At 54.4% G+C, this 20,780-nt stretch carries 15 protein-coding genes; 4 read left to right on the forward strand and 11 right to left on the reverse strand.

The genetic code is table 11. The features are described 5' to 3' along the window. The first annotated feature begins 159 nt into the window (after positions 1-159). Positions 160-459, forward strand: a complete 300-nt coding sequence (locus FUA23_RS23080; RefSeq protein ID WP_147930165.1) for a DUF2752 domain-containing protein — start codon at positions 160-162, stop codon at positions 457-459. Continuing rightward, positions 434-787 (forward strand): TM2 domain-containing protein, encoded by a 354-nt coding sequence (locus FUA23_RS07755; protein WP_147930166.1) that lies wholly within the window; start codon positions 434-436, stop codon positions 785-787. The genes FUA23_RS23080 and FUA23_RS07755 overlap by 26 nt, the downstream gene beginning before the upstream one ends. 247 nt (positions 788-1,034) lie before the next feature. Here FUA23_RS07755 and FUA23_RS07760 read toward each other — a convergent pair whose 3' ends face one another. From FUA23_RS07760 to katG, 3 genes are all read right to left on the reverse strand, one after another. Continuing rightward, on the reverse strand, positions 1,035-4,460 hold the full coding sequence (locus FUA23_RS07760) for a HEAT repeat domain-containing protein (protein WP_147930167.1): 3,426 nt from the start codon (positions 4,458-4,460) through the stop codon (positions 1,035-1,037). Between the two features lie 178 nt (positions 4,461-4,638). Continuing rightward, positions 4,639-4,938, reverse strand: coding sequence for a T9SS type A sorting domain-containing protein (locus FUA23_RS07765; protein WP_147930168.1), 300 nt, complete (start codon positions 4,936-4,938; stop codon positions 4,639-4,641). 404 nt (positions 4,939-5,342) lie between these two features. Further along, the gene (katG, locus tag FUA23_RS07770; RefSeq protein WP_246144078.1) at positions 5,343-7,574 is read right to left on the reverse strand and encodes a catalase/peroxidase HPI; all 2,232 of its coding nucleotides are present in this window, start codon (positions 7,572-7,574) and stop codon (positions 5,343-5,345) included. A 321-nt stretch (positions 7,575-7,895) separates the two neighbouring features. On the opposite strand from katG, the gene FUA23_RS07775 reads away from it, so the two are divergent. Beyond that, the gene (locus FUA23_RS07775) at positions 7,896-8,831 is read left to right on the forward strand and encodes a hydrogen peroxide-inducible genes activator (RefSeq protein ID WP_147930169.1); all 936 of its coding nucleotides are present in this window, start codon (positions 7,896-7,898) and stop codon (positions 8,829-8,831) included. A gap of 197 nt (positions 8,832-9,028) precedes the next feature. Here FUA23_RS07775 and FUA23_RS07780 read toward each other — a convergent pair whose 3' ends face one another. The 7 genes from FUA23_RS07780 to FUA23_RS07810 form a co-directional block, all read right to left on the reverse strand. After that, on the reverse strand, positions 9,029-10,108 hold the full coding sequence (locus FUA23_RS07780) for a DUF4837 family protein (protein WP_147930170.1): 1,080 nt from the start codon (positions 10,106-10,108) through the stop codon (positions 9,029-9,031). A gap of 160 nt (positions 10,109-10,268) precedes the next feature. After that, a complete protein-coding gene (locus tag FUA23_RS07785; RefSeq protein WP_147930171.1) occupies positions 10,269-11,240 on the reverse strand; it encodes an AAA family ATPase in 972 nt (323 codons plus the stop codon). Positions 11,241-11,394: 154 nt separating this feature from the next. Continuing rightward, positions 11,395-12,894 (reverse strand): BCCT family transporter, encoded by a 1,500-nt coding sequence (locus tag FUA23_RS07790; RefSeq protein WP_147930172.1) that lies wholly within the window; start codon positions 12,892-12,894, stop codon positions 11,395-11,397. Positions 12,895-13,029: 135 nt separating this feature from the next. Then, positions 13,030-13,728: a M15 family metallopeptidase gene (locus FUA23_RS07795; protein ID WP_246144080.1), complete on the reverse strand. Its 699-nt coding sequence runs from the start codon at positions 13,726-13,728 to the stop codon at positions 13,030-13,032. An 81-nt stretch (positions 13,729-13,809) separates the two neighbouring features. Then, the gene (locus FUA23_RS07800; RefSeq protein ID WP_147930173.1) at positions 13,810-16,413 is read right to left on the reverse strand and encodes a TonB-dependent receptor; all 2,604 of its coding nucleotides are present in this window, start codon (positions 16,411-16,413) and stop codon (positions 13,810-13,812) included. Positions 16,414-16,419: 6 nt separating this feature from the next. Further along, positions 16,420-17,379: a FecR domain-containing protein gene (locus FUA23_RS07805; RefSeq protein ID WP_147930174.1), complete on the reverse strand. Its 960-nt coding sequence runs from the start codon at positions 17,377-17,379 to the stop codon at positions 16,420-16,422. Between the two features lie 255 nt (positions 17,380-17,634). Continuing rightward, positions 17,635-18,153: an RNA polymerase sigma factor gene (locus tag FUA23_RS07810; protein WP_147930175.1), complete on the reverse strand. Its 519-nt coding sequence runs from the start codon at positions 18,151-18,153 to the stop codon at positions 17,635-17,637. Between the two features lie 211 nt (positions 18,154-18,364). Here FUA23_RS07810 and FUA23_RS07815 point away from each other — a divergent pair, with 211 nt between their 5' ends. Beyond that, positions 18,365-19,264 carry a hypothetical protein gene (locus FUA23_RS07815; RefSeq protein ID WP_147930176.1) on the forward strand — a complete coding sequence of 300 codons (900 nt, stop codon included), beginning with the start codon at positions 18,365-18,367 and terminating at the stop codon, positions 19,262-19,264. 93 nt (positions 19,265-19,357) lie between these two features. Here the strand turns inward: FUA23_RS07815 and FUA23_RS07820 are convergent, their stop codons facing one another. Next, complete coding sequence (locus FUA23_RS07820) at positions 19,358-20,548, reverse strand: flotillin family protein (protein WP_147930177.1); 1,191 nt, start codon at positions 20,546-20,548, stop codon at positions 19,358-19,360. Positions 20,549-20,780 lie beyond the last annotated feature (232 nt).

Below are 20,780 nucleotides of genomic sequence, written 5' to 3' on the forward strand. Positions count from 1 at the left end.
CATAGAGGCCTAACGGCAGAGGGGCTTTTTGGTTGTTACCGCATTTAAGCCATAGAAAAGCCGGGGCCCTACTTAGTTTAACGACTAAACGAAGAAAGCCATCGACGAACAGCATTTCCGGGCGTCAACCCTGATAACCAGGTGATGTTTTGTAGATGTATGTTCGTTAGAATACTCAACCACCGCCCCGAAATCCTCTTCTGGTCAGCCGCTCTGCTGGCCCTGGCGCTTAACTCGCCGGAAGTAAAGGGTCAGTCGCTTTGTTTCTTTCGGTTTGCGGGGCTGAGCCACTGCCCGGGTTGCGGACTTGGCACCTCGATCTCGCACCTGTTTCGTGGTCACCTAGCGGCATCGTTCGCTGCCCACCCATTCGGTGTGCCTGTATCAGGCGTACTTCTTTTTCACCTCATCACCTCTATTAAACAAGAATACCATGCTTTCGCCCAATCTACTCTCTAGCCTTCCCCGTCTTGACCTCGAAGAGCAGACGCGTTTGGAAACCACCCTGGCCAATGTTCCGGCAGACCGGCACGCCCAGTTCATCAGTATTTACGCCAACCGGCGCAAGGATCCGCAGACGGTACTCTTGTTATCACTCTTAGGCTTTCTTGGTTTTGCCGGTGTCCACCGCTTCGTCACAGGAGATGTAGTCCTTGGAATTGTTTACTTCCTCACGGGTGGCTTCTGTGGTATCGCCACCATTGTTGACGCCATCCTCCACAAGAAGATCGCCAACAACCACAACCAGCGCATGATGAATGAAACCCTGGTAATCATGAACCGGTAGAGAAGGTAGCATCCTTTAGGCGGTGTTTGAGTCCCACTCTGGGGTTCACCTCTGCCCTTCTGTCTCACCGTAATGAGAGGATATGCCAAGAGGTATAAAAGCAAAATAGCATCACGACAGCCAGTATTTGGTTTGCCAGAAAAAGCCACCAAATCGCAGGCCCGCCTGCTCATACCTTTGTATCGGAATGGTTCCCTCAACTTTCTTTGCACCTGCGGCCGCGCCTGAAAAAACGGAGATGGTAGATCTAACCTTCCTCCCCCTTCAGACTCGTCAGGAACGCCACAAGGTTGCGAATTTCCCGACGGGAAATCTTCCCGTCCACAGAAGGCATGCTTGACGGCAGGGTTTCCTCTTCCGCAATATCAGCCCGGGGAATCTTCTTTGTCTCCGTCTTTCCTGTCTTCACCTCCAGGTATTCGGGAGTACGACTCACCACTATGCCCGAAAGCATTTCTTCGTTATTGAGGGTCACCAACACGGTCTCGTGGCCAGGCGCAAGTGCTTCGCTTGGGCGGATGATTGAGGTCAGCAGTTCCCGGGGTGAGAGGCGGTGCCCGACCCCGGCCAGGTTCGGCCCAACGTTGCCACCGTACTCAAAGATGGCGTGACAGCGGGTACACTGAGCGGTAGTATTCCGGTAGAACACCCGGTAACCAGCCCGCTTGTTTCCGCCAGCCAGTGCGGTGGCCATCAGCCCCAGATCATCTGTTTTCATGAGCTCTTCCTCGTAGGCAGACAGTTGTTTCTGGAGTTCTGTGTTGCCATCATGAGCTTCAACAGCCTCCACCAGGTCGAGGTGAATAACGGCCGGGAGTTTGCCCGCTGCCATCTGGCCGATCAACTCGCCAAGGAGCGCTTCCCCTTCGGCGCCCGGGAGTTTCGCCAATCCAGCAAGTGCTGACTGGGCCTCGCCAACGGTCCCTTCCACAATGATGTCGCGGTAAAGCTTAGTGGCAGAAGCAGGCTCGATAGTAGATGCAGGCAACAGTTCCAGCGCGCGTCGACGTACCTGATCGTTGCGATCATTGAGGGCCGTACGTAGTAATTGCTCCAGGTTGGGCGCGTGAAGTTTGTCGAGTGCAACCAGAGACTCCGCCCGGATATCAGGATTGCCGTCCTGGGTCATCATGGTGGCAAGCTGGTCCGTAGTTCCTTTGAGCTCTAGCGAAGAAGACGCCCTGATCGCAGCTTTACGGACACCAGCCTCGCCTTTCGCGATCAGTTCAGGAATGATGCTTCCGAGCTTTTCCGTTACGTAAACAGCGCTCTTTTTCCGTACTCCCCGGTAGCGACCGTCTACGCGGTCAAATACCGACGGGTCGGCCCAAGTGCCGAGTGCAGCCAGGGCCTCGGCCCGCATTGGGGCCGGATTAGATGTGTTATCGACGTACTTCACCAACTCGTCAATTGCGCGATCATTACCGACGTTGACTGCGGCATTGATGGCGCGCCGGATGAGTGGTTCGCTCGTCCACGCGCGGGCATTGAGTGTACTCGCCAGGGGCCACATTGCTCCGGGGATGGTGAAGTCATCGTTGATGGCACGCGCGGCTTCAGCCACAACGTATTCGTCCTCATCCTGAAGGAAAGCTTTCACTTCCGGAGATTCCATACGGCGGAGTGCTACCACCGCCAGCAGGCGAACGTTGCGGGAAGGATCGGCCGCCAGGTTGCGCATGGCAACGGCATCGCCGATGCGGCCGAGGGCAACCATGCCGCCGTGGCGAAGCCACGGGTCCTGGCCATCGTCTTCGCGCAGCATAGCTACAATTGGCTCTACCGCAGCAGTCTCTTCGGTTCGGCCAAGGGCCTCCATGGCGAAGAAGCGAACGCGCGCAGAAGGATGACCAAGCAGGCCGATGAGCGCTTCTGCATGGCCACTCTGTTTGAGGTCTCCGATCATTTTAGCGGCCTGGGCGATGATTTCCGCGTCGGCATCGAGAAGGAGTTCAGCGAAAGCGCCCTCTCCTTCTTCGTAGCCCCGGCGATTCATCATGCTCATGCCCCAAATGGCGTGGATGCGGGCTAGCTGCTCTTTTGATCCGGCAGAAACTTCGCGGAAGGCCTCAAATCCGTTTTCGGCTCGTTTTGCCAGTTCGAACTGAGCTTTGAAACGGATACGTTGGTCTTGATGGCCGAGGAGTTCGGCGAGAGATGGTTCGTCATTCCGTGAGAAATCGCTTGTCAGCAGTTCGCCGACTTCTTTTCTCAACTCCGTTTCTGCACCTGCGTCCGCGCCTACATCCAATTTCCAGATGCGGCCCTCGTTTTTCGTCCCCCAGCCGTTGATCCAGTCGCCGAAATAGAGGGAGCCTTCGGGACCAAAGTCGAGACCGGTTGGTAACAGGCCTTTCACGATCGTGTCGTGATCAGCAAGGGCAAAGCCCGCGCCGTCGGGCTTCATGCTGAAGGAATGGATGGGTGAATTATTCGGTGAACCCCGGAATTCGGCGACGAAGAAGCGGTCGTAGTAGTCAGGAGACAAGGCGGTTCCCGGGTTGTACACCAGCCCGGTGGGGCCGTTTACGAAATTCTGGATAGCGGGCAAGAAGTAGGCGGCTTGTTCGTCGTTGCGGGCCAGGCTCATCTTTTCGTCCATCCATACTTTGTAGTCATTGTTTTTGTCGTCGGTGTACTTGCCGAACTGCCAGTTTATCCGCCAGCCGGTATCTGAACCATCGATGAGGTAAACCAGGCGTTCACGCTCTCCGGCGTGGTCGCCATCATTGTCGACAGTAATGAGGTTACCGAACTGATCGAAAGCAAATTCATGGGTATTGCGCACGCCGTGCGCAAATACTTCGTAATTGGAACCATCGGGGTCACACCGGACAACAACGCCCCGGTTGGGGTACTTCCAGTTCTTGCCGTCTTTATCGGTTACGTTGGAGCCGATGTCTCCGATTCCCCACCAAATGCGGCCCTGGGGCCCTACCGTAACGCCACTCATACCGTGGCCGCTAAAGCCAATATGGACTGCAAAGCCATGCGCAAGAGCTTCCGTACCATCGGCGATGCCATCGTTGTTTTCGTCGGATGCTTTCCACAGATCAGGGCCTACGGCTACATAAACATTGCCGTCGTGGTACTCGATACCGTTGGCCACATCAGTAATCTCTTCACCGAAGTCTTCCAGATAGCGCTGTGTGTAGTCGGCCACGCCGTCCCCGGTTTTGTCCGTTACGTACCATACGTTTTCCTTTTCGACCGTGAGGTCCCGCCAGTCGCGAACGCCATCGTTGTTCAGGTCTTTCAGGTGAGCCATTGACTGATCGTTGTCGGCCTCAAAGGTTTTGCGGAGAAATTCCCGCCGGTCTTCTACTGTCTCGAACGACATGGAAGCCACCGTCCAGTCCATGTGGCCCCTGATGTCGAACTCGGAACTCGTTTGGCGGGAAGCACGGGTGTAGAAAATCCTTCCGTCCGGAGCTACACTGATGGCGATCGGATCCTGTACGATAGAATCGGCCGCCCAGAGATCAAGCTTCAGATCGTCCAGAATTTCAACGTTCATCTCCTTGCGGATTTTAGCGGCTTCGCTTGCCGCCGTTTCCGGGTCTAGTGAGATGGACTTCGCTTCGTATTTATTATTGACCTCCGGAGCACAGGCATAAACGATTCCGGCAATAGCCAGAAGGGCAAGAAGAATTCTTACTGGGAACTTTCGCATTATAATTTCGACTTTATTTGAGTTGGCGAAAGATACTGTTCACCTACCTAAAAATCTCCCTTGAATATCGGACAATTACGATCCGACACCAGAAATGGATTCAGGCTTACAGGTTCTGAGGGCGCACACGCAGGTGCAGAGAAGGTTTTCTTGCCGCCCCCTCAGGCCAGGAACTTTGTTAGTTCTTCTTAACCCGCTGGGTATGGATCACCTTATCATCAGCGTCTTTAAGTTGTACGAGGTACATCCCCTGTGGCAAATCGGCGATGTCGTATTTCTTCTTCGCGCCGAAGTCGAAAGCTTTAACCTCACGGCCTACCATGTTGATGACCAGAACGTCTTTCACGCGATCACTGTACCCAATCTCGAAGGTCGTGGTTACGGGGTTGGGGAAGATGCGAAGATCCTCCGCAGGTGCCTGAGCAGAAAGGCCGAAGTTAAGAGTGAAGAAAAGACAAAAGAGTAGAGCGTTTTTCATGATAGAGTGATTCAATTCCGATTAAGAGAGTAATGATTCAGGTCTGTTTTGCGACCTTATTTACCCCTTCAACTCACCCTGTTCACGGTGGTGCACAAGAAAAATGCCTTTTTCTGAAAAAAACTGATTTTTATTCGAATTTCGCGAAATTCAGTCAAAACACAAGTTATCCGACAACTTAAAGGCCCTTAACACTCTTTTTAGAGTGACTAAATATCATCAACAAGATTGCCTGAATATAAAGATCAGTACTTCTGTAGTTTGTAAGCCATTGTTTCTTTGTCCATCCGTAAGCGATTCATGAACCCTCCCACTGCCCCATTCCGGAAGGGTTCTCCCCTAAAAGAAAACCCCGTTGCCTTTACAGACAACGGGGTTCTTACAGGAAACCTGATTATGAGACCTTACTTCACGTCGAAACGATCAAGGTTCATCACCTTATCCCAGGCGGCAACGAAGTCACGCACGAAGCGCTCTTCGCTATCACTTGAACCGTATACTTCGGCGATGGCACGAAGTTCGGTATTGGAGCCAAAGATGAGGTCAGCACGGGTGCCTGTCCACTTAACGGTACCGGTTTTACGGTCGGAACCTTCAAAGAGGTTGTTGGTCCCTTCAACTGCCTTCCAGGCAGTACCCAGATCGAGTACGTTGACGAAGAAATCGTTACTGAGTACTCCGGGGCGGTCGGTGAAGACTCCGTTGGCAGAGCCATCGTAGTTACCGCCGATTACCCGCATACCACCAACGAGAGCGGTCATTTCAGGAGCGGTAAGCTTCATGAGGTTAGCACGGTCCACGAGACGGGCTTCAGGGGTAATATCGTCCGAAGTCCGGTAGTAGTTACGGAATCCGTCAGCCTTAGGTTCCAGTGCCTGGAAAGCTTCCACATCGGTCTGCTCCTGGGTAGCGTCAGTACGTCCCGGAGTGAAAGGAACCGTAACGTCGAATCCACCATCTTTTGCAGCCTGTTCCACGGCAGCACAACCACCGAGAACGATGATATCGGCCAGTGAAATCTGCTTGCCGCCGTTGGCGAACTCTTTACGAACGCCCTGCAGTACTTCGAGTACTGAAGCCAGTTCTTTAGGGTTGTTTGCTTCCCAGTTCTTCTGCGGGGCAAGTGCAATACGTGCGCCATTGGCTCCACCACGCTTGTCGGAGTCGCGGTAAGTCGCGGCAGATGCCCATGCGGTAGTCAGCAACTGAGATACGCTCAGGCCGGAAGCCAACAGCATACGCTTCAGTTTAGCTACGTCTTCGTCGTTGACGAGTTCGTGATCCACTGCAGGAACAGGGTCTTGCCAGATCAACTCTTCAGCCGGCACTTCCGGACCGAGGTAACGGTCTTTTGGTCCCATATCACGGTGTGTAAGCTTGAACCACGCACGAGCGAAGGCATCAGCAAAGGCATCGGGGTCTTTGTGGAAACGCTCAGAGATTTTGCGGTAAGCAGGGTCTTCGCGCAGCGCAAGGTCAGTAGTCAGCATGAATGGCTGGTGGGTCTTACCAGCAATATGCGCATCGGGCACAGTTCCTGCTCCACCATTGTCTTTTGGTCGCCACTGGTGGGCACCGGCGGGGCTTTGGTAAAGCTCCCACTCGAACCCGAAGAGGTGATTGAAAAAGTCGTGGCTCCACTTGGCGGGGGTGGTGGTCCATGCACCTTCCAGCCCGGAAGTGATGGTGCTTTCTGCATTTCCTTTCCCGAAGCTGTTTTTCCAACCAGTGCTCATCTCTTCGATGGCAGCACCGGCAGGTTCTGCAGTAACGTACTTTTCAGGATCGGCAGCACCGTGGGTCTTACCGAAGGTGTGTCCACCAGCGATCAGCGCAACGGTTTCTTCGTCGTTCATAGCCATCCGACCAAAGGTCTCACGGATGTCGATCGCTGCAGCAACAGGATCAGGGTTGCCGTTGGGGCCTTCGGGGTTTACGTAGATGAGCCCCATGTGCGAAGCAGCAAGTGGCTGCTCGAGGTCTCCGTTTGCGTAACGCTCCTGGTTACCGAGCCATTCTTTCTCAGATCCCCAGTATACGTCCTGCTCCGGCTCCCAGATATCTTCACGGCCACCGGCAAAACCGAAGGTTTTGAAACCCATCGTTTCCAGGGCTACGTTTCCGGTCAGAATCATAAGGTCAGCCCAGCTGAGTTTCTTGCCGTATTTCTGCTTCACGGGCCAGAGGAGAAGGCGCGCTTTGTCGAGGTTGGCGTTGTCCGGCCAGCTGTTCAGTGGCGCGAAGCGCTGGTTACCCGAACCTGCACCGCCACGACCATCGGAGATACGGTAAGTACCGGCACTGTGCCATGCCATCCGGATCATGAACGGACCGTAGTGCCCGTAATCCGCTGGCCACCAGTCCTGAGAGTCGGTCAGCAGAGCAGCGATGTCTTGCTTCACTGCAGCCAGATCAAGGCTCTTAAAGGCTTCGGCGTAATCGAAGTCAGGATCCATCGGGTTCGACAGCTCAGAGTTCTGACGCAGGATATTCAGCTTCAGGCGGTTTGGCCACCAGTCTTCGTTTCCGGTACCGTCACCGCCGGTTTTGTGTGGATTCCCGCTGAGAAAGGGACATTTGCTTGAATCGTTGACGTCCCATGCCTGGGTACCATCACCATTTTTCATATGGTCCATAAGTTAAGTTTTTTGATCGGTTATATTATGTTCGCAGCAAGAGAATAACCTCCCGCTGGTTCTTAGTCTGTTTACTAACTGAGAAGGAAAGCAACCCCGCAAAGGTTTAAGTAACAGCCGGTAATCTTGTCCGATTTCAAGACCGCCGCCGGGTAAGTTTGCCACCTCCTTTTAAGCAGTTACAAAAGTAGGCCTCACGCAACTATCATCAAAATTGATTAAATTTCTTTACGATAGATTAAAACTATAATAACCGCCGGTTATTTATTGACAGAGCGATCGAGCCATCCACCGTTCTCGGCCGTCAAATACTGCCCCTCTATGTCTCTCCAGCAACTCCGCTACCTTTTGGCTCTCGACGATTTACGCCACTTTAGTCTCGCAGCGAAACACTGCTTCGTTGCTCAGCCTACGCTTACTACCCAACTGAAAAAGCTCGAAGACGAACTGGGGGTTCAGCTCATCGACCGTAAGGCAAACCCCTTACGCCCCACCCCGATCGGAGAAAAGGTGATCGCCCAGGCGCGCATCATTCTGGAAGACGTTGCCGGCCTGGAGGCCCTCCTGCGGGAAGAAACCGGCAGTCTGGCGGGAACCTACGTATTGGGAATCATCCCAACGCTGGCGCCTTACCTCCTGCCCCTCTTTTTGCAGTCCTTCACGTCACGCTTCCCCGACGTCCACCTCGTCATCCGCGAGATGCAGTCTGAGGAGATCATGGAAGGGCTGAAAAGGGGCAAGGTCGATCTCGGCCTCCTCGTCACTCCGCTGGAGGACAAACAACTCCGGGAAATCATCCTCTTCTACGAACCTCTGCAGGTTTACGCCGCTCCCAATGAGCCAATCCTGGACAAAACTCCGCTCTTGCCGGAGCACGTCAACCAGGAAGAATTGTGGATCATGGAACAAGGCCACTGTTTCCGGAACCAGGTACTCAATATCTGCAACTTCAAATCGGACAGCCCGAGCCCGGACCGGGCCATTACCTTTCAGGCCGGCTCGATCGAAACCCTGAAAAACATGGTACGCAACAACCTGGGCTACACGATTGTCCCCGAAATGAGCGTCCACCCGAACCTGGACAAAGATTACGTCAAATCGTTCGCCGATCCCCAACCTGCCCGGGAAGTGAGCCTGGTGGTAAGCAAAGCCTTCAGCCGCGAGCAACTCATTGCCGAGCTTCGTAAAGCAATTCTGGCGGTGGTACCGGATCGATTCCGGAAGAACGAGCGTTACGTAGGGATTGCCTGGCGGTAAGCACTTCGCAAACCAGGGCGCAGCCGCCGGTGCAAAGGAGGTTTTCGGACACAGCTCTTCCAGAGAACCTTCTTTGTACCTGCGACCGCGCCAAAAGTCACGTCTAGCGATATCTGTCTGGGTTTCAAAACTCAAAAGCCCCGCAGCGACGAAGTCACTGCGGGGCTTTCAAAACGGGGCAAAGACCAGGCTTACCCTTACTTAACATTAGCCGTCTGTAAGACTTGTACCAATTCCTCCATCAGCTCCCGCTTCTTGCGCCCGGGAGCCAGGACAAAACCATCGACCAGCACCAGTTGCCTGCGCGCTTCGTCGTTGATGAGATAAGACACGAACGGGCCGCCGAGGAAATCGTTTTCCATTTCCCAGATGCCCCGACCCTCCAGCGCGTAATGGCCGTTGAGTTCGGTTGTACTCACGAAGAAAGGCAAGTCGCGGTCGTTCACCTTCATGAAAGTGCTGTCCAGAGTGGTGCTCAGGTATTCCCGCCCCACCTGGTCGCGGATAGTGATAAGCCCCTCTTTGGTCAACTGAGACTGGTCCTCGTAGGGCACGCGGGTGGCCATAATGTTGAGGCTTCCGTTCTTCGTTTTTTTACGAAGCCATGCGAAATCATCGGACTCTACCGGAACCATATCGTAGCCGCCGGGGATGTCCATCGTTGCTCCCGTACGTTCTGCCACTTTCTCGCCCAGCATCCGGTTAACGCCCTGGAAGTACGTCGTGATCTTGATGCGTTCGTTTTCCCGTTCCGCGATCCGTTTCACCACAGCCGGGTAGGCTGTGCTCATCCCCGCCAGCAGTTCGGCCTGGTTGCGGCCCATAAGATAAATCAGTTGCTGGCCGGTGGCCCATTTGTTACGCGCTACGGCGGTACCGAAACCTTCTTCCTTAACCTGCTGTATTCTGGCGTCGCTAAGGTCTTCTACCACCATTTTGGTGGTAGGGCTTTCTTTCTGGCTCAGATCAGCCAAAACGACATAGTTCCGCAGCTGCTGCAGCGTAGGCTCTTCCCGCAGGTTGTAGGGCTCAATGTGGCGCACGTCAAAAATAGGCTCGGGCTGGGGTAAGATCAGATAGGGCGATTCGAAAAAGAAGGCCACCGAATCCTGAGCACCATCGAGCCACAGTGTACTGTCTGCGATCACATACAGGCTGTTGATTTTGCCGAATGCCGCAGGCGTGGGGCTAAGATTGCTCGTCATTTCGGAGCCGCAGGAAAAAATGCTCAATCCCAGCAGACCGGCGAGTAAGTAGTTCAGAAAGCGAAAATTCATAAAATTGGTTCTATTCAGTTACTGAACAGATGATATTGCCCGGAGTTCTGGCGTGTGAGGAGAAGAGGAGAAACAAGAAATCAGGAAATTGAAAACGTGGGAATGACCCCTTGTTCTCACCTTCCTGATTCCTGACTTCTCAATTTTTGACTTCCGGTCCTTAGAACAGCGCTTCGATAACGTGCTCTTCGGTGATTCCTTCGGCCTCTGCTTTGTAGTTACGCACGATCCGGTGACGCAGCACGTACTTGGCAATGGCCTGTACATCCTCGATATCGGGGCTGTACTTACCCGAGATGGCCGCGTGGCACTTAGCACCAAGAACGAGGTACTGACTCGCCCGGGGGCCGGCACCCCAGCTGATGTAATCGTTGACGTTGGCGGTTGCGCGCTCGGTGTTCGGCCGGGTTTTAGACACCAGACCAACGGCGTATTCCACTACGTTGTCGCTAACGGGAATCTTGCGGACAAGCTGCTGGAAATACACGATTTCTTCGCCCGTCAGGATTGTCTTCAGTTCAGATTTACTGACTCCGGTAGTACCCTTCACTACGGCCAGCTCCTGCTCGTAAGTAGGGTAATCCAGCGGGATGTTGAACATAAAGCGATCAAGCTGGGCCTCGGGCAGCGGGTAAGTTCCTTCCTGTTCTATAGGGTTCTGGGTGGCCAGTACAAAGAAGGGGCTCGGCAGCAGGTGCCGGACACCGTTGACGGTCACAGAGCGCTCCTGCATCGCTTCCAGCAGGGCAGCCTGTGTTTTGGGAGGCGTACGGTTGATCTCATCGGCCAGGACGATGTTGGCAAAGATCGGGCCTTCGGCAAAATCGAATTTCTTCTGATCGTTCAGGATTTCAGAACCGGTGATATCCGTCGGCATCAGGTCAGGTGTGAACTGAATGCGCTTGAAGTCGAGGTCAAGCACTTCGGAAATGGTGGAAACGAGCAGGGTCTTGGCCAGCCCGGGTACACCCACCAGCAATGAGTGACCATTGGCGAACATGGAGATCAGAACGTTCTTTACTACGTCTTCCTGACCTACAATGACTTTGCCGATCTCGGCGCGCAGGTCCTGGTAAGCTTTAGCTAATGCATCGACGGCTTCTACGTCGGACTTAAAGTTGGGTTGTGCCATGGGGTTGTTTCGAATAAGGCTCCAAAAGTCGTTAAAATGCGGGACAATGTCTAATTGTTGTTCTCCAGATCGGGTTTTAGCCGGATTGAGCTAAAGTATTTCTCTTTCGGGCTGTATTTCGGGTGGTTTCCCGTTCCGCCGCCGCATTGCTCTTTCAACTTTCTTTGCACCCGCGCCCGCGCCCCGATGATGTCCAAATCAGCTTAACCAGACTTGCCCCCGCCAAAATGAACAACAACATCGCCGGAAATCCGCCCAGCGTATTGATGAGCCGGATGCCGTCTATTCCCGCAAACGCAACCATCGTCCAGGACACAACTCCCACAACACCTCCCCACAACAGTTTTACCCACAAGGGAGCTTCCGGATGTTGCGGCGTAATGCCCTCAACACAAAGCGCGCTCATCGCCGACACGTTGGAATCTGCCGCCGTAACGTAAGACAAAAACACCAGCACAAGGAACAACACCGGCGTAACCTCCGCCAACGGCAGGGTCTCCAGCAGGACGTAAATGATCGCTTCCGGCCCGCTCTCTTGCAGCGCGGCAGTGAGGAGGCCGCTCTCATCGGTCACCAGGCCAATGGCCCCGAAACACATCATCCAGAATGCACCGAACAGTGAAGTGTACAGCAGGTTAACCCTGATGAATTCCCTTACCGTGTAGCCTATACCCAGGCGCCCCAGAAACAAGGCCGTTACCGGCGCCCAGGCGTACCACCCCGCCCAGTAAAAAGAAGTCCACGCGCGGCCCCAGGCCGCGTCGATCCCTTCGTCGAGCCCCAGGCTCCGTGGAACAAAACTAAGGATGTAGTCTCCCGCGCCCTCCAGACTAAGCCCCGCCGCCGACAGCGTAGGCCCGGCCAGAAAAACAAATAATGCGAGGCATATGAAACCAACCATGTTCATACTGCTAAGCAAACGAATCCCCCGCTGCAAACCGCTCGCCGCCGAAATGCTGAACGCCAAAACGATGGCGCCAATTATGCCCCCGAGTACCACCGGAGACCGCCCCAGTCCCAAACCTCCCGACAACGATAAACTCCCCGCCCCCAACGCGCCAGCCATGCCCGCAACCAACGCAAAAAGACAAAGCGAATCGATGAGCGAACCTCCGAGGTGATGTATCCGGCCGCCAAATACCGGCTCGAGCAAAGAACTTAGCGCGAAGGGCTGCTGCCGGTTGTAAAAAACAAGGGCAAAAAGCAAGCCCCCGAGCGTGTACATTCCGTAGGGCGTTATCGTCCAGTGTAAGAGCATGGTGCTCATCGCAAAAACGGATGGCTCACCGGCCCCCGCCGCAGGCGGGGCGCTGTAATGGTAAATTGGCTCAGCCGTTCCCCAAAACAGAATGCCCGTAGCTATCGTCGTGCAAACCGTAACCGCAAACCACCGGGACCGGCTCAGCAAGGGCGTTGCCTGCTGGCCTCCGATCTTAACCCGCCCCAGCGGACTGACGTACGCCGCGGTCACAACAAACAGACAGGCAAACATCGACCAGTTGAAGAGCCAGTCGAAATGCAGCATCAGCCAATCCGAACAACCTTTCAGGAACACAACCATCTCTTCCGGAGCCGCCAGACCGTAAACGGCAGCAGCGAGCAACGGCAACAAAGGCGGAAACAGTACTGATCTTCGTAAACGGATAGGAGCTATGTGTTTGGTTCTCTCTCCGGTAAAGGTAACACCAGCCTGCCCGTAGGCCTACGGCTCAGGCCACGGCTACTGCAAACGGACTTTAGGCCGCAGCGTAAAATCAAAAACAGAGAATCAAAATTTCTGGCCTTCCACTCAGGAACACGGCCATACCCATTCGCTGAGCGGCAACCGCGCTCCACCGAAGTTGAAGTGCCACCATTCTGTCCGGATGGTAAGAAAGCCGTGCTTACGCATGGCTGCTTGAAACAGCTTCCGGTTGGCCAGTACTTCTTCGGGTAAATTAGTTGTTGTGGTATAGGCTTCTTCACCAAAGAAGTCGTAGGTCGTCCCCATGTCTAATTCTTCGCCCGTATCGAGCTGTACTATGGTCAAATCAGCCGCGGCGCCCCGGCTGTGCAGGCTTCCTCGTTTGGGGTTGGCGACGTAACGCGGGTCCGGTAAAACATCCCACAGGCGCTGTTGATAAGGCCCGGGGCGGTAACAATCATACATTTTCAGGCCCAGCCCCTTTGTCTTCAGGTCGTGGTGCACCTTCAGTAGTGCGCGCGCTACCTGAGGCCGGTAGAAACAACGGCCGCAGTCGTATATAACCTGCTTCATAAAGTTGTTATCCGTTGCGTACCGGATATCGAGGCGGATGGTAGAGTCAAGGGTAACCATCTCGGTCCACTGGCTCGTATCATAATCGTAAACCGGAGCGGGCGGTGGTGGCGGCGGTGGCACTTCTACGGGGAAGGCGGCGGCTAGTACCGGGGTGTTTTCCCGGGCGCGGCCGCAGGTACAAAGCAGGAAGCTTACGGAGAGCAGTGTGAGTAGGATACGAATCGGCATGGGGCTAAGGTAATGATATCGTACCGGACCTGAAGACAGACCGCCCCGCCGCCGGAGCACGCTCTTCCGGCCGCAGTTGTACTACCTGAACCCTATCCGCAAACTCAGATCGGGCGTGAACCCCAAACCGGTTCGGTCTACTTCTTCCAGGTCATACCGGTTTGGTGCCGGCAGCCCCGTTGCACTGACGAGGTACTGTCGTTCCAGTAAATTCCTCCTGCCGTAAAGGTTGCTCACTGAAAGGCCGGCACGGGCATACCAGCGCTTACCGGTGGGTACAAGCTCTCGAAACACCGAGAAATCCAACCGGTGAAAGGCCGGCAACCGGGCCTCGTTGGTCGGTCCTACTTCCAGGCGGTTTACCAACCAGTCGCTTCCCGGCCAGACCTCAGTTAGCACCTTACGGAATTCGGTGTACCTGATTCCGGAGTGAATTCTCCACCCCACAGAGGCCGACCAGCCGTTGTTGGTATAGGTATGGATGAGCTGTAACTGGTGCCGCCTGTCGTTGTCGGCGGGGAAGTAATCCGGCCCCAGCTCCGGGAAGCGCCATTTCGTATTGCTCAGCGTGTAGATGGCCCAACTCCTCCAATTGGCCCAACGTTTCTTCACCAGTACATCTACTCCCAGTGCGCGGGATGTCCCTTTCGTAAACCCTTCCCGCAACAGCAGGGTGTTAATGGTTGTGATGCCATTTATCCTTTTGTAATAACCTTCCACATCAAAAAACCAGTCGCCGGCCTCGCCACTTATCCCCAGGCTTCCTTCCCTGCCGGCAGCCACCGGCAGCCGGCCGTTGTCGGCCAGCGTCCACAACGAGACCATCGAACTGACCCTTTGCGCATTGAGGTTCACGATCTCTTGCGTAAACTGATGGCTCTCTCCGTAAGCGGCCTTTACCAGCCAGTCTTTTCCTGTCCGGTACCCCAGGCTGAGACGAGGCTCCGGATACACTTCGCCGGTTGGCTCGTAGTACTGCAGGCGCAGCCCTGCTTCTACAAACAGCCGCTCTTTCCCCTGCCAGTGGTAGTTTCCGTACGCGGCTACTGCGTTGGCCATCCCCCCGCTGAACGAAAACGCGCCGAGACTATCGGTCAGTAAGTCTTCCGTCAGGTAATCCAATTCATGCCGAAACTGCTGTGCCTGAACCCCAGCCTGCAATGTGCTTTGACCAACTACCGGTAGTTCGTATTCCACCCTTGCTGAACTTTCCTCGATTTCACTGGCCCTGCGGGAGGAAACCCCATCCCCGCCGTTTTGAAAGCTAGTGCCTCCCTTACCACTAAATGCGGAGAGCGTCAGTTGAACCAAGACCTCCCCCTTGCCCAACGGCTGGCGGTAATTGCCACTTATTCCATCGTTTTTAACGATGAGGCCTTCCGCAAAGAACCGGTTCGTGTTTCCCCGCCCGATCAGATAGCCGAAATCATCGTGCTGCGAGAACCCGCTCACCGTGAGCGTCTGCTCCGGGCTGAAGTTGTAGCGCCACCGACCGTTGAACTCTCTGAAGTTGAAGTCTTCCCGCTGTGGCAGATTGTTTTCCTCCGCCCTCAGTATTCGGGCAAATACATCTCCCTGGAATACCTGGGCCCGGTAACCTTCGTAGGCAGGCCCCTCGCTGAGGAACCCGGGCGAGCCACGAAACGCCAGTTGAAGGTCGGATTTCCCCCCGGCCAGCGGCGCTTTCACGAAGGCGTCTGCCGTCAGCAAACTCAATCCCGCACCGGCACTCAGGGTCTTCGCAACTTTTTCGTCCGTATTTATTTCCACCAGGCCGCCTACCCTGCCACCAAAAGCAGCTCCGACACCGCCCCGCCACACATTTACCTCATCGATCAGTTCTGAGCTGAACGGTGAAATCATCGAAAAAAAGTGTCCGCCGGTATACACGGGAATCCCGTCCCAAAGTACCAGGTTCTGATCCGGGCTTCCACCCCGGATGCTCAGGCCTCCAGCCGTTTCTTCGGTGTTGGAAATGCCCGGCAGCAGAGAAAGTGTACGAAATACTTCCGGACCGGTAAAGCCCGGCACCGCAGGTGCCCGACTCGGGTCTACCCGGATGAAAGCTCCGTCTTCCGGCGCGCTGATGCCATCTGACAGGTATTCGGACACCAACACCGAACTGAGTTCGATCGCAGATAGCCGGAGCGAAATGCGCCGCGAATTACCGCTCACGAAATCCTTCAACCGCACCTCTTCACTCTCATACCCCAGGTAAGCCAGGTAAACCAAATCTTCCGGGGCTGCAGTGATTACTCCTCTGAATCGTCCGCTTTCATCGGTGGTTGCAGCTTTTCCGGGAAACTGAAGGGGGACAAAGGGAAGCGCCAGCCCGTCGGTGCTTTGCACTACAAAATCCAGCTCCCAGCTGCGTTCGGTACTGGCCGGCACCGGCTTTAGGCTTATGTAGCCCTCGCCCAAAACCGCAGCCTGCAGGTTGTTTGCCCCAAACAGGCATTGTTCGATTTCTGCCCAGCCGGCTTCATCGAATTGGCAGTTGACCGTACACGCTTCAATTTCTGCGTTCGGGAAGGAGAAATTGAGGTCAAACTTTTTCTCCAGATGGCTGATGGCATCTCGCAGAGGGACATCAGAAAAACCCACGCTGAGCTGTACGCTCTGCAGGTCCTGAGCAGATACTCCACAGGTTAGCAACAACAGCAATAGTATCGCGACAAAGCGCATGTTTTTTTATTCTAAGGGACGAAAGCTTACTACAGCACCTACTCTCTCATATTCAAATCCGGGGATCGGGTTCAGGGCTTGCTCTAAGGCGAGTTCCAGGTCATCGTTCTTGAACGTGACGGTATAAGTCTCTTGTACATCCAGCCCGGCGGGACGATCCACGGTTATGTCATACTGACGCTCCAGCTCGTCCAGAATCTCTTTTAGTGGCCGGTTAACAAATACCGATTTACCCGATAACCAGTCTAGTTGTTCGGTGCCCGTCGCGGCTGCCAGCACGACCGTATCTCCCAGGCTCCGGCTAACCGATTGCCCCGGGCCGATAGGATAATCCTGCGGATCGCCCACGAACCGGACGCTTACTTTTCCCGAAGTACAACTCACCGCTAACCTGTCTTCGCGGCTGTAGACATTGAACGAGGTGCCCAACACACGAACACTGCCCTGCTTCGTATTCACAACGAAGGGAATTGTCGATTTTTCTACTTCAAAATAAGCTTCTCCGTTCAGGGAAGCCGTTCGTTGGGTATCCGTAACAATGAAGCCGAATTCACTCCCGGCGTTAACCTGGGCAGTCGACCCGTCTTTCAGTGCTGCCGTTCGCTGGGCTCCGTTTGCGGTTACAAACGAGGCCGCCTCCGGTCGCATCAGGAACCAGAAAGAAAGAATCAACGCAACTGCTGCGGCAACCGACCAGGGCCAAATGCGCTTAAGCAGGCGCGGCCGCGGGTGCAGAGCACGTTCTTTAGCTCCCCCCTTCGCCAGCGATGCTTGTTTCGATTTCAACTTCCCGAACTCAGCTTCCGCATCAAAAGCCGGAGGTTTCATCCGGCCCAGGTGCTCAACTATGCGTTCGTAACCGGCAAAGTCCGCTCTCAACCGAAACTCCTCCTGCTCAGCAGGAGACAGTTCTCCGCTCAGCCAGCGGGCGAGAAAGGTATCATCCTTGAAGTCTGGCGTAGCCATAATTGCGTGATGTTGCTCTGATATGTGTTTACAACCATACTACTGGACATTTCGCTTCGCGGCTTCTTCGAGGTTTGGTTCCCTCTCCGCTTCGCCTTAGGCGAAGCTTTCTGGAGAGGGCGGAGGGTGAGGTGGAAAATCAAAAATGTCCAGTAGTATGTGGTTATAACCCTTTCCTGCTCGTTTACCCTACCCTACGGTTGAAATATTCATGAGATTTCTTTTACGCTTCCCGGAGGCCAGCTTTTTAACGCGTCAAATCCCCGGGTGCAATTCCCTGAGGCTAGCCAGAGCCCGGTGCATCCGTTTTTCCACCGCTTTCTGGCTGATGCCAAGCAATTCAGCTATTTCCCGGTACTTCAGGCCGTCCATTCTGTTCATCAAAAAAACTTCTCGAGCTCCGTCGGGCAGGGCTTCCAGTGCTGCTTCCAGCTGAGCCTGAAACTCACGCTCTTCCAGTTCTTCCTGAGGCGAAGCATAAACCGGCTCCGGCCCCTGCTGTCGCCACTCGTACTTCAACGCTACTTTTTCCCGGGCTTTCTGCTTAAAAAAAATATTTTCCCCGACCTTAAAAAGCCAGCCACCGGCCTTTTCCGGCAGCACTTTTGCACAGTTCTCCCACAAACGCAGAAAACATTCCTGCACTATATCTCCGGCATTTTCAGCATTGCCCGTACGGTAGTACAAAAAGTTACGAAGCTTAGGCGCAAGATCCTGATAAACAGATTTATACACCACGTCTCCACAAACACCTTCGGCTATATCCGCTTTCATATTTCATGGTTCAAACGTGAAAGATTTTATTTTTTATCGTTGCTCAAGGTAGGGTAAAAATGGGTTTAAGAATTAGACAGTACGAACCGCGGCCACAACGCTACAGGAACTGATCACCCTGAAAACGACGTGGCTTAAAGGCGGAAAATCTATCTAACCCGGGGAGGCCAAAATCGATATTTATCCTTCCCAGTACATCAATACAATTTCCATGTCCGTATTCCCAAAAACATCCCTTCTCTACTTGCTCGTCTTCGGCTTGCTGCTCAACTTCATGAGCTGCGACAATGAACTTGCTCAAGACGCCATTTCGCCCGACTTCGTTACCGAAGAAGAAATGCCCGACCTCCTCATCGAATCCCTGCCTCCTCCGCCCGATGCAGACCCGGAAGAGCTCGACCGTCGCTTGTGCTTCCGTTTTGTTTACCCGATTCAGGTTCAGATACGTAACGGTGAACTCATCACTGCGGAGAACGCTGAAGACCTGCGCGCTGCCCACCAACAGATCATTGCATCCCGCGTCCTCGCCAACTTCGTTTACCCTTTCGACATTGAAATGGCTAACGGTACAACCGTAACCATTAATAACTTTCTTGGCCTGCGCCGGTTGTACCGCGCCTGCCGTGACTTCGATGACGCCGATATCACCCCGTGCATCACCATCAACTACCCCATCGAGGTTACTACGGCAGACTCTGCCTTCACGGTCAACAACGCCCTGGAGCTTCTACAGGCAAACCGGGATTTCCGCCCCCGCGGTGTCAGTATCATTTACCCTATCGACGTAACCCATACAGCAAGCGGCCGGGTCGTAACCATCAACGGTGACCGCGAACTTTACCGCCTGCGCCAAATCTGCCACAACCGCGGCGACTACGACGACCGTGGCCTGCCCTGCTACCGTCTTATGTTCCCTCTTGATATTACCGTCAACGGCAACCAAATCACCCTCGTCGGGCGCATCGGGTGGCGCTTCGCAGTACGCAACATCCCCGAAGAAGCCGACGTAAGCATCGTTTACCCCATCACGATTGTTAACCGAGAAACCGGTGAAGAAATCGAAATTGCCAGCCACGACGAATGGGAGGCCGCCCGCGAACTCTGCGATTAGCCTGGCCGCTCCGTGGACATCGCCGACCACAACAAAAAACAGCGCGACCAGGAATCACTTCCTGGTCGCGCTTTCTAATTCCGACGTCTGGCCTTAGTTCTGCTTTTCCAGCTTACCCATCACGTCCATCAGCATGTTAATACCGACAGCATCCATGGGGTTAGCAGATTTAGAACCGTTAGCACCGCCGCCAATGACAATCTTGGGCACCTGTACTTTGGCCAGCTCTGCGGCCACTCCAATACGGGTTTCCTTCTCGATCTGAGCGCGCTCCAACGGAGAAAGACCAGCGCTTACCTTGAGACGGGCTACTTCTGCCGCAGCCCTACCCTCAGCCAGGGCTTTATCGGCCTGGAACTTAGCCTGCAGGGCCTGCTCCTTACTCACGGCCGTCTCTGCCTGGGCACGAATTTCGGCTTCGATCTTAGCGGCTTCCTCGGTTGCACGAACTTCGGCGACCTTCTGGCGACCGCGCATCTCGGCGGTGAGGGCTTCCTGCTGGGCGGTAACCAGTTCCTGCTTGGCGATGGCTTCACGGGTGCTTTGCTCTACTTTCGCTTTCAGCTTTTCGTTGACTACACTCTCGTAATCCACCAGCGTTATGGCAACGAAGTTGGGCACAATGTCGTACTGCTGGACGTCGCTTTTCGCGAGGATAAAACTGCCGTCCGGGTTCGTCCGCGGGGTGTTCTCGTAGCTGCGGATCTTCTCGCCGCTGACCGAATCAACGCGCATTTCTTCGTGCTGATCAATGATGTACTGTCCGTTACGAAGCTGAAACTTGAAGGCCTCGGCCAGTTCCGACTTTCCGCCGGAGTAGTGGCGCTCGCTGTCCATGAGCTGGAACGAGTAGTTGGCACATTCTTTAGAATAATCGGCCAGGCTGGCCGCAAGGCGGCCCTGGTTACGATAGTCTTTATGGATGGCCAGCATCCGCTCGTCGTTGTTGGGCAATTTCCACTTTACGGAATAACCAACCTGATTGGCGTAAGTACCATCGGCAAACTGGCAGCGAATGGGCTCAGAGAAGTAACTGATGTCGTCTTTACGCTTCTCGGAACGCTCTACCTGTACTGTCAGTACATCGGCGTATTCAGTGGTTTTACTGAAGAAGCCCGCCCAGTACATTCCGGGTTCGAAACGGATGAATTCATCGCCGGTAATGCCTTGCACTACCGTTCGGTAGCCTTGGTCGTTAACGGCGAAAGGACTGAAAAGGGCCACCATCAACAGGAGTACTACTGTGGTTGCGGCGATAAGGATTTGCTTGGTGCTGATTTTCATCACGGTGTATTTAAAGGGTTATTTGTTACCACAATATTAAAGACATGATAGTATTACTATCACATTTGCTCGACCAAACAGGATGAAAGTTCGATGGGCGCGTACGCAGGTGCCGGGGAAGGTTCGGGGGGCACCGGAATTGCAGCGTTGGGTGTCGTATTCGTATGTATATCGATCTTCTGCTACGAAAGCCCAACGGCTATCGGGCACGATCATTGTAGAACCTTAGTGG

The sequence above is a fragment of the Neolewinella aurantiaca genome (genome assembly GCF_008014675.1).
GTDB lineage: Bacteria > Bacteroidota > Bacteroidia > Chitinophagales > Saprospiraceae > Neolewinella > Neolewinella aurantiaca.

Coding starts and splice junctions, on each gene's coding strand:
- FUA23_RS23080 (WP_147930165.1), top strand. CDS start 160: ATGTTCGTTAGAATACTCAACCACCGCCCCGAAATCCTCTTCTGGTCA.
- FUA23_RS07755 (WP_147930166.1), top strand. CDS start 434: ATGCTTTCGCCCAATCTACTCTCTAGCCTTCCCCGTCTTGACCTCGAA.
- FUA23_RS07760 (WP_147930167.1), bottom strand. CDS start 4,460: ATGCGAAAGTTCCCAGTAAGAATTCTTCTTGCCCTTCTGGCTATTGCC.
- FUA23_RS07765 (WP_147930168.1), bottom strand. CDS start 4,938: ATGAAAAACGCTCTACTCTTTTGTCTTTTCTTCACTCTTAACTTCGGC.
- katG (WP_246144078.1), bottom strand. CDS start 7,574: ATGGACCATATGAAAAATGGTGATGGTACCCAGGCATGGGACGTCAAC.
- FUA23_RS07775 (WP_147930169.1), top strand. CDS start 7,896: ATGTCTCTCCAGCAACTCCGCTACCTTTTGGCTCTCGACGATTTACGC.
- FUA23_RS07780 (WP_147930170.1), bottom strand. CDS start 10,108: ATGAATTTTCGCTTTCTGAACTACTTACTCGCCGGTCTGCTGGGATTG.
- FUA23_RS07785 (WP_147930171.1), bottom strand. CDS start 11,240: ATGGCACAACCCAACTTTAAGTCCGACGTAGAAGCCGTCGATGCATTA.
- FUA23_RS07795 (WP_246144080.1), bottom strand. CDS start 13,728: ATGCCGATTCGTATCCTACTCACACTGCTCTCCGTAAGCTTCCTGCTT.
- FUA23_RS07800 (WP_147930173.1), bottom strand. CDS start 16,413: ATGCGCTTTGTCGCGATACTATTGCTGTTGTTGCTAACCTGTGGAGTA.
- FUA23_RS07805 (WP_147930174.1), bottom strand. CDS start 17,379: ATGGCTACGCCAGACTTCAAGGATGATACCTTTCTCGCCCGCTGGCTG.
- FUA23_RS07810 (WP_147930175.1), bottom strand. CDS start 18,153: ATGAAAGCGGATATAGCCGAAGGTGTTTGTGGAGACGTGGTGTATAAA.
- FUA23_RS07815 (WP_147930176.1), top strand. CDS start 18,365: ATGTCCGTATTCCCAAAAACATCCCTTCTCTACTTGCTCGTCTTCGGC.
- FUA23_RS07820 (WP_147930177.1), bottom strand. CDS start 20,548: ATGAAAATCAGCACCAAGCAAATCCTTATCGCCGCAACCACAGTAGTA.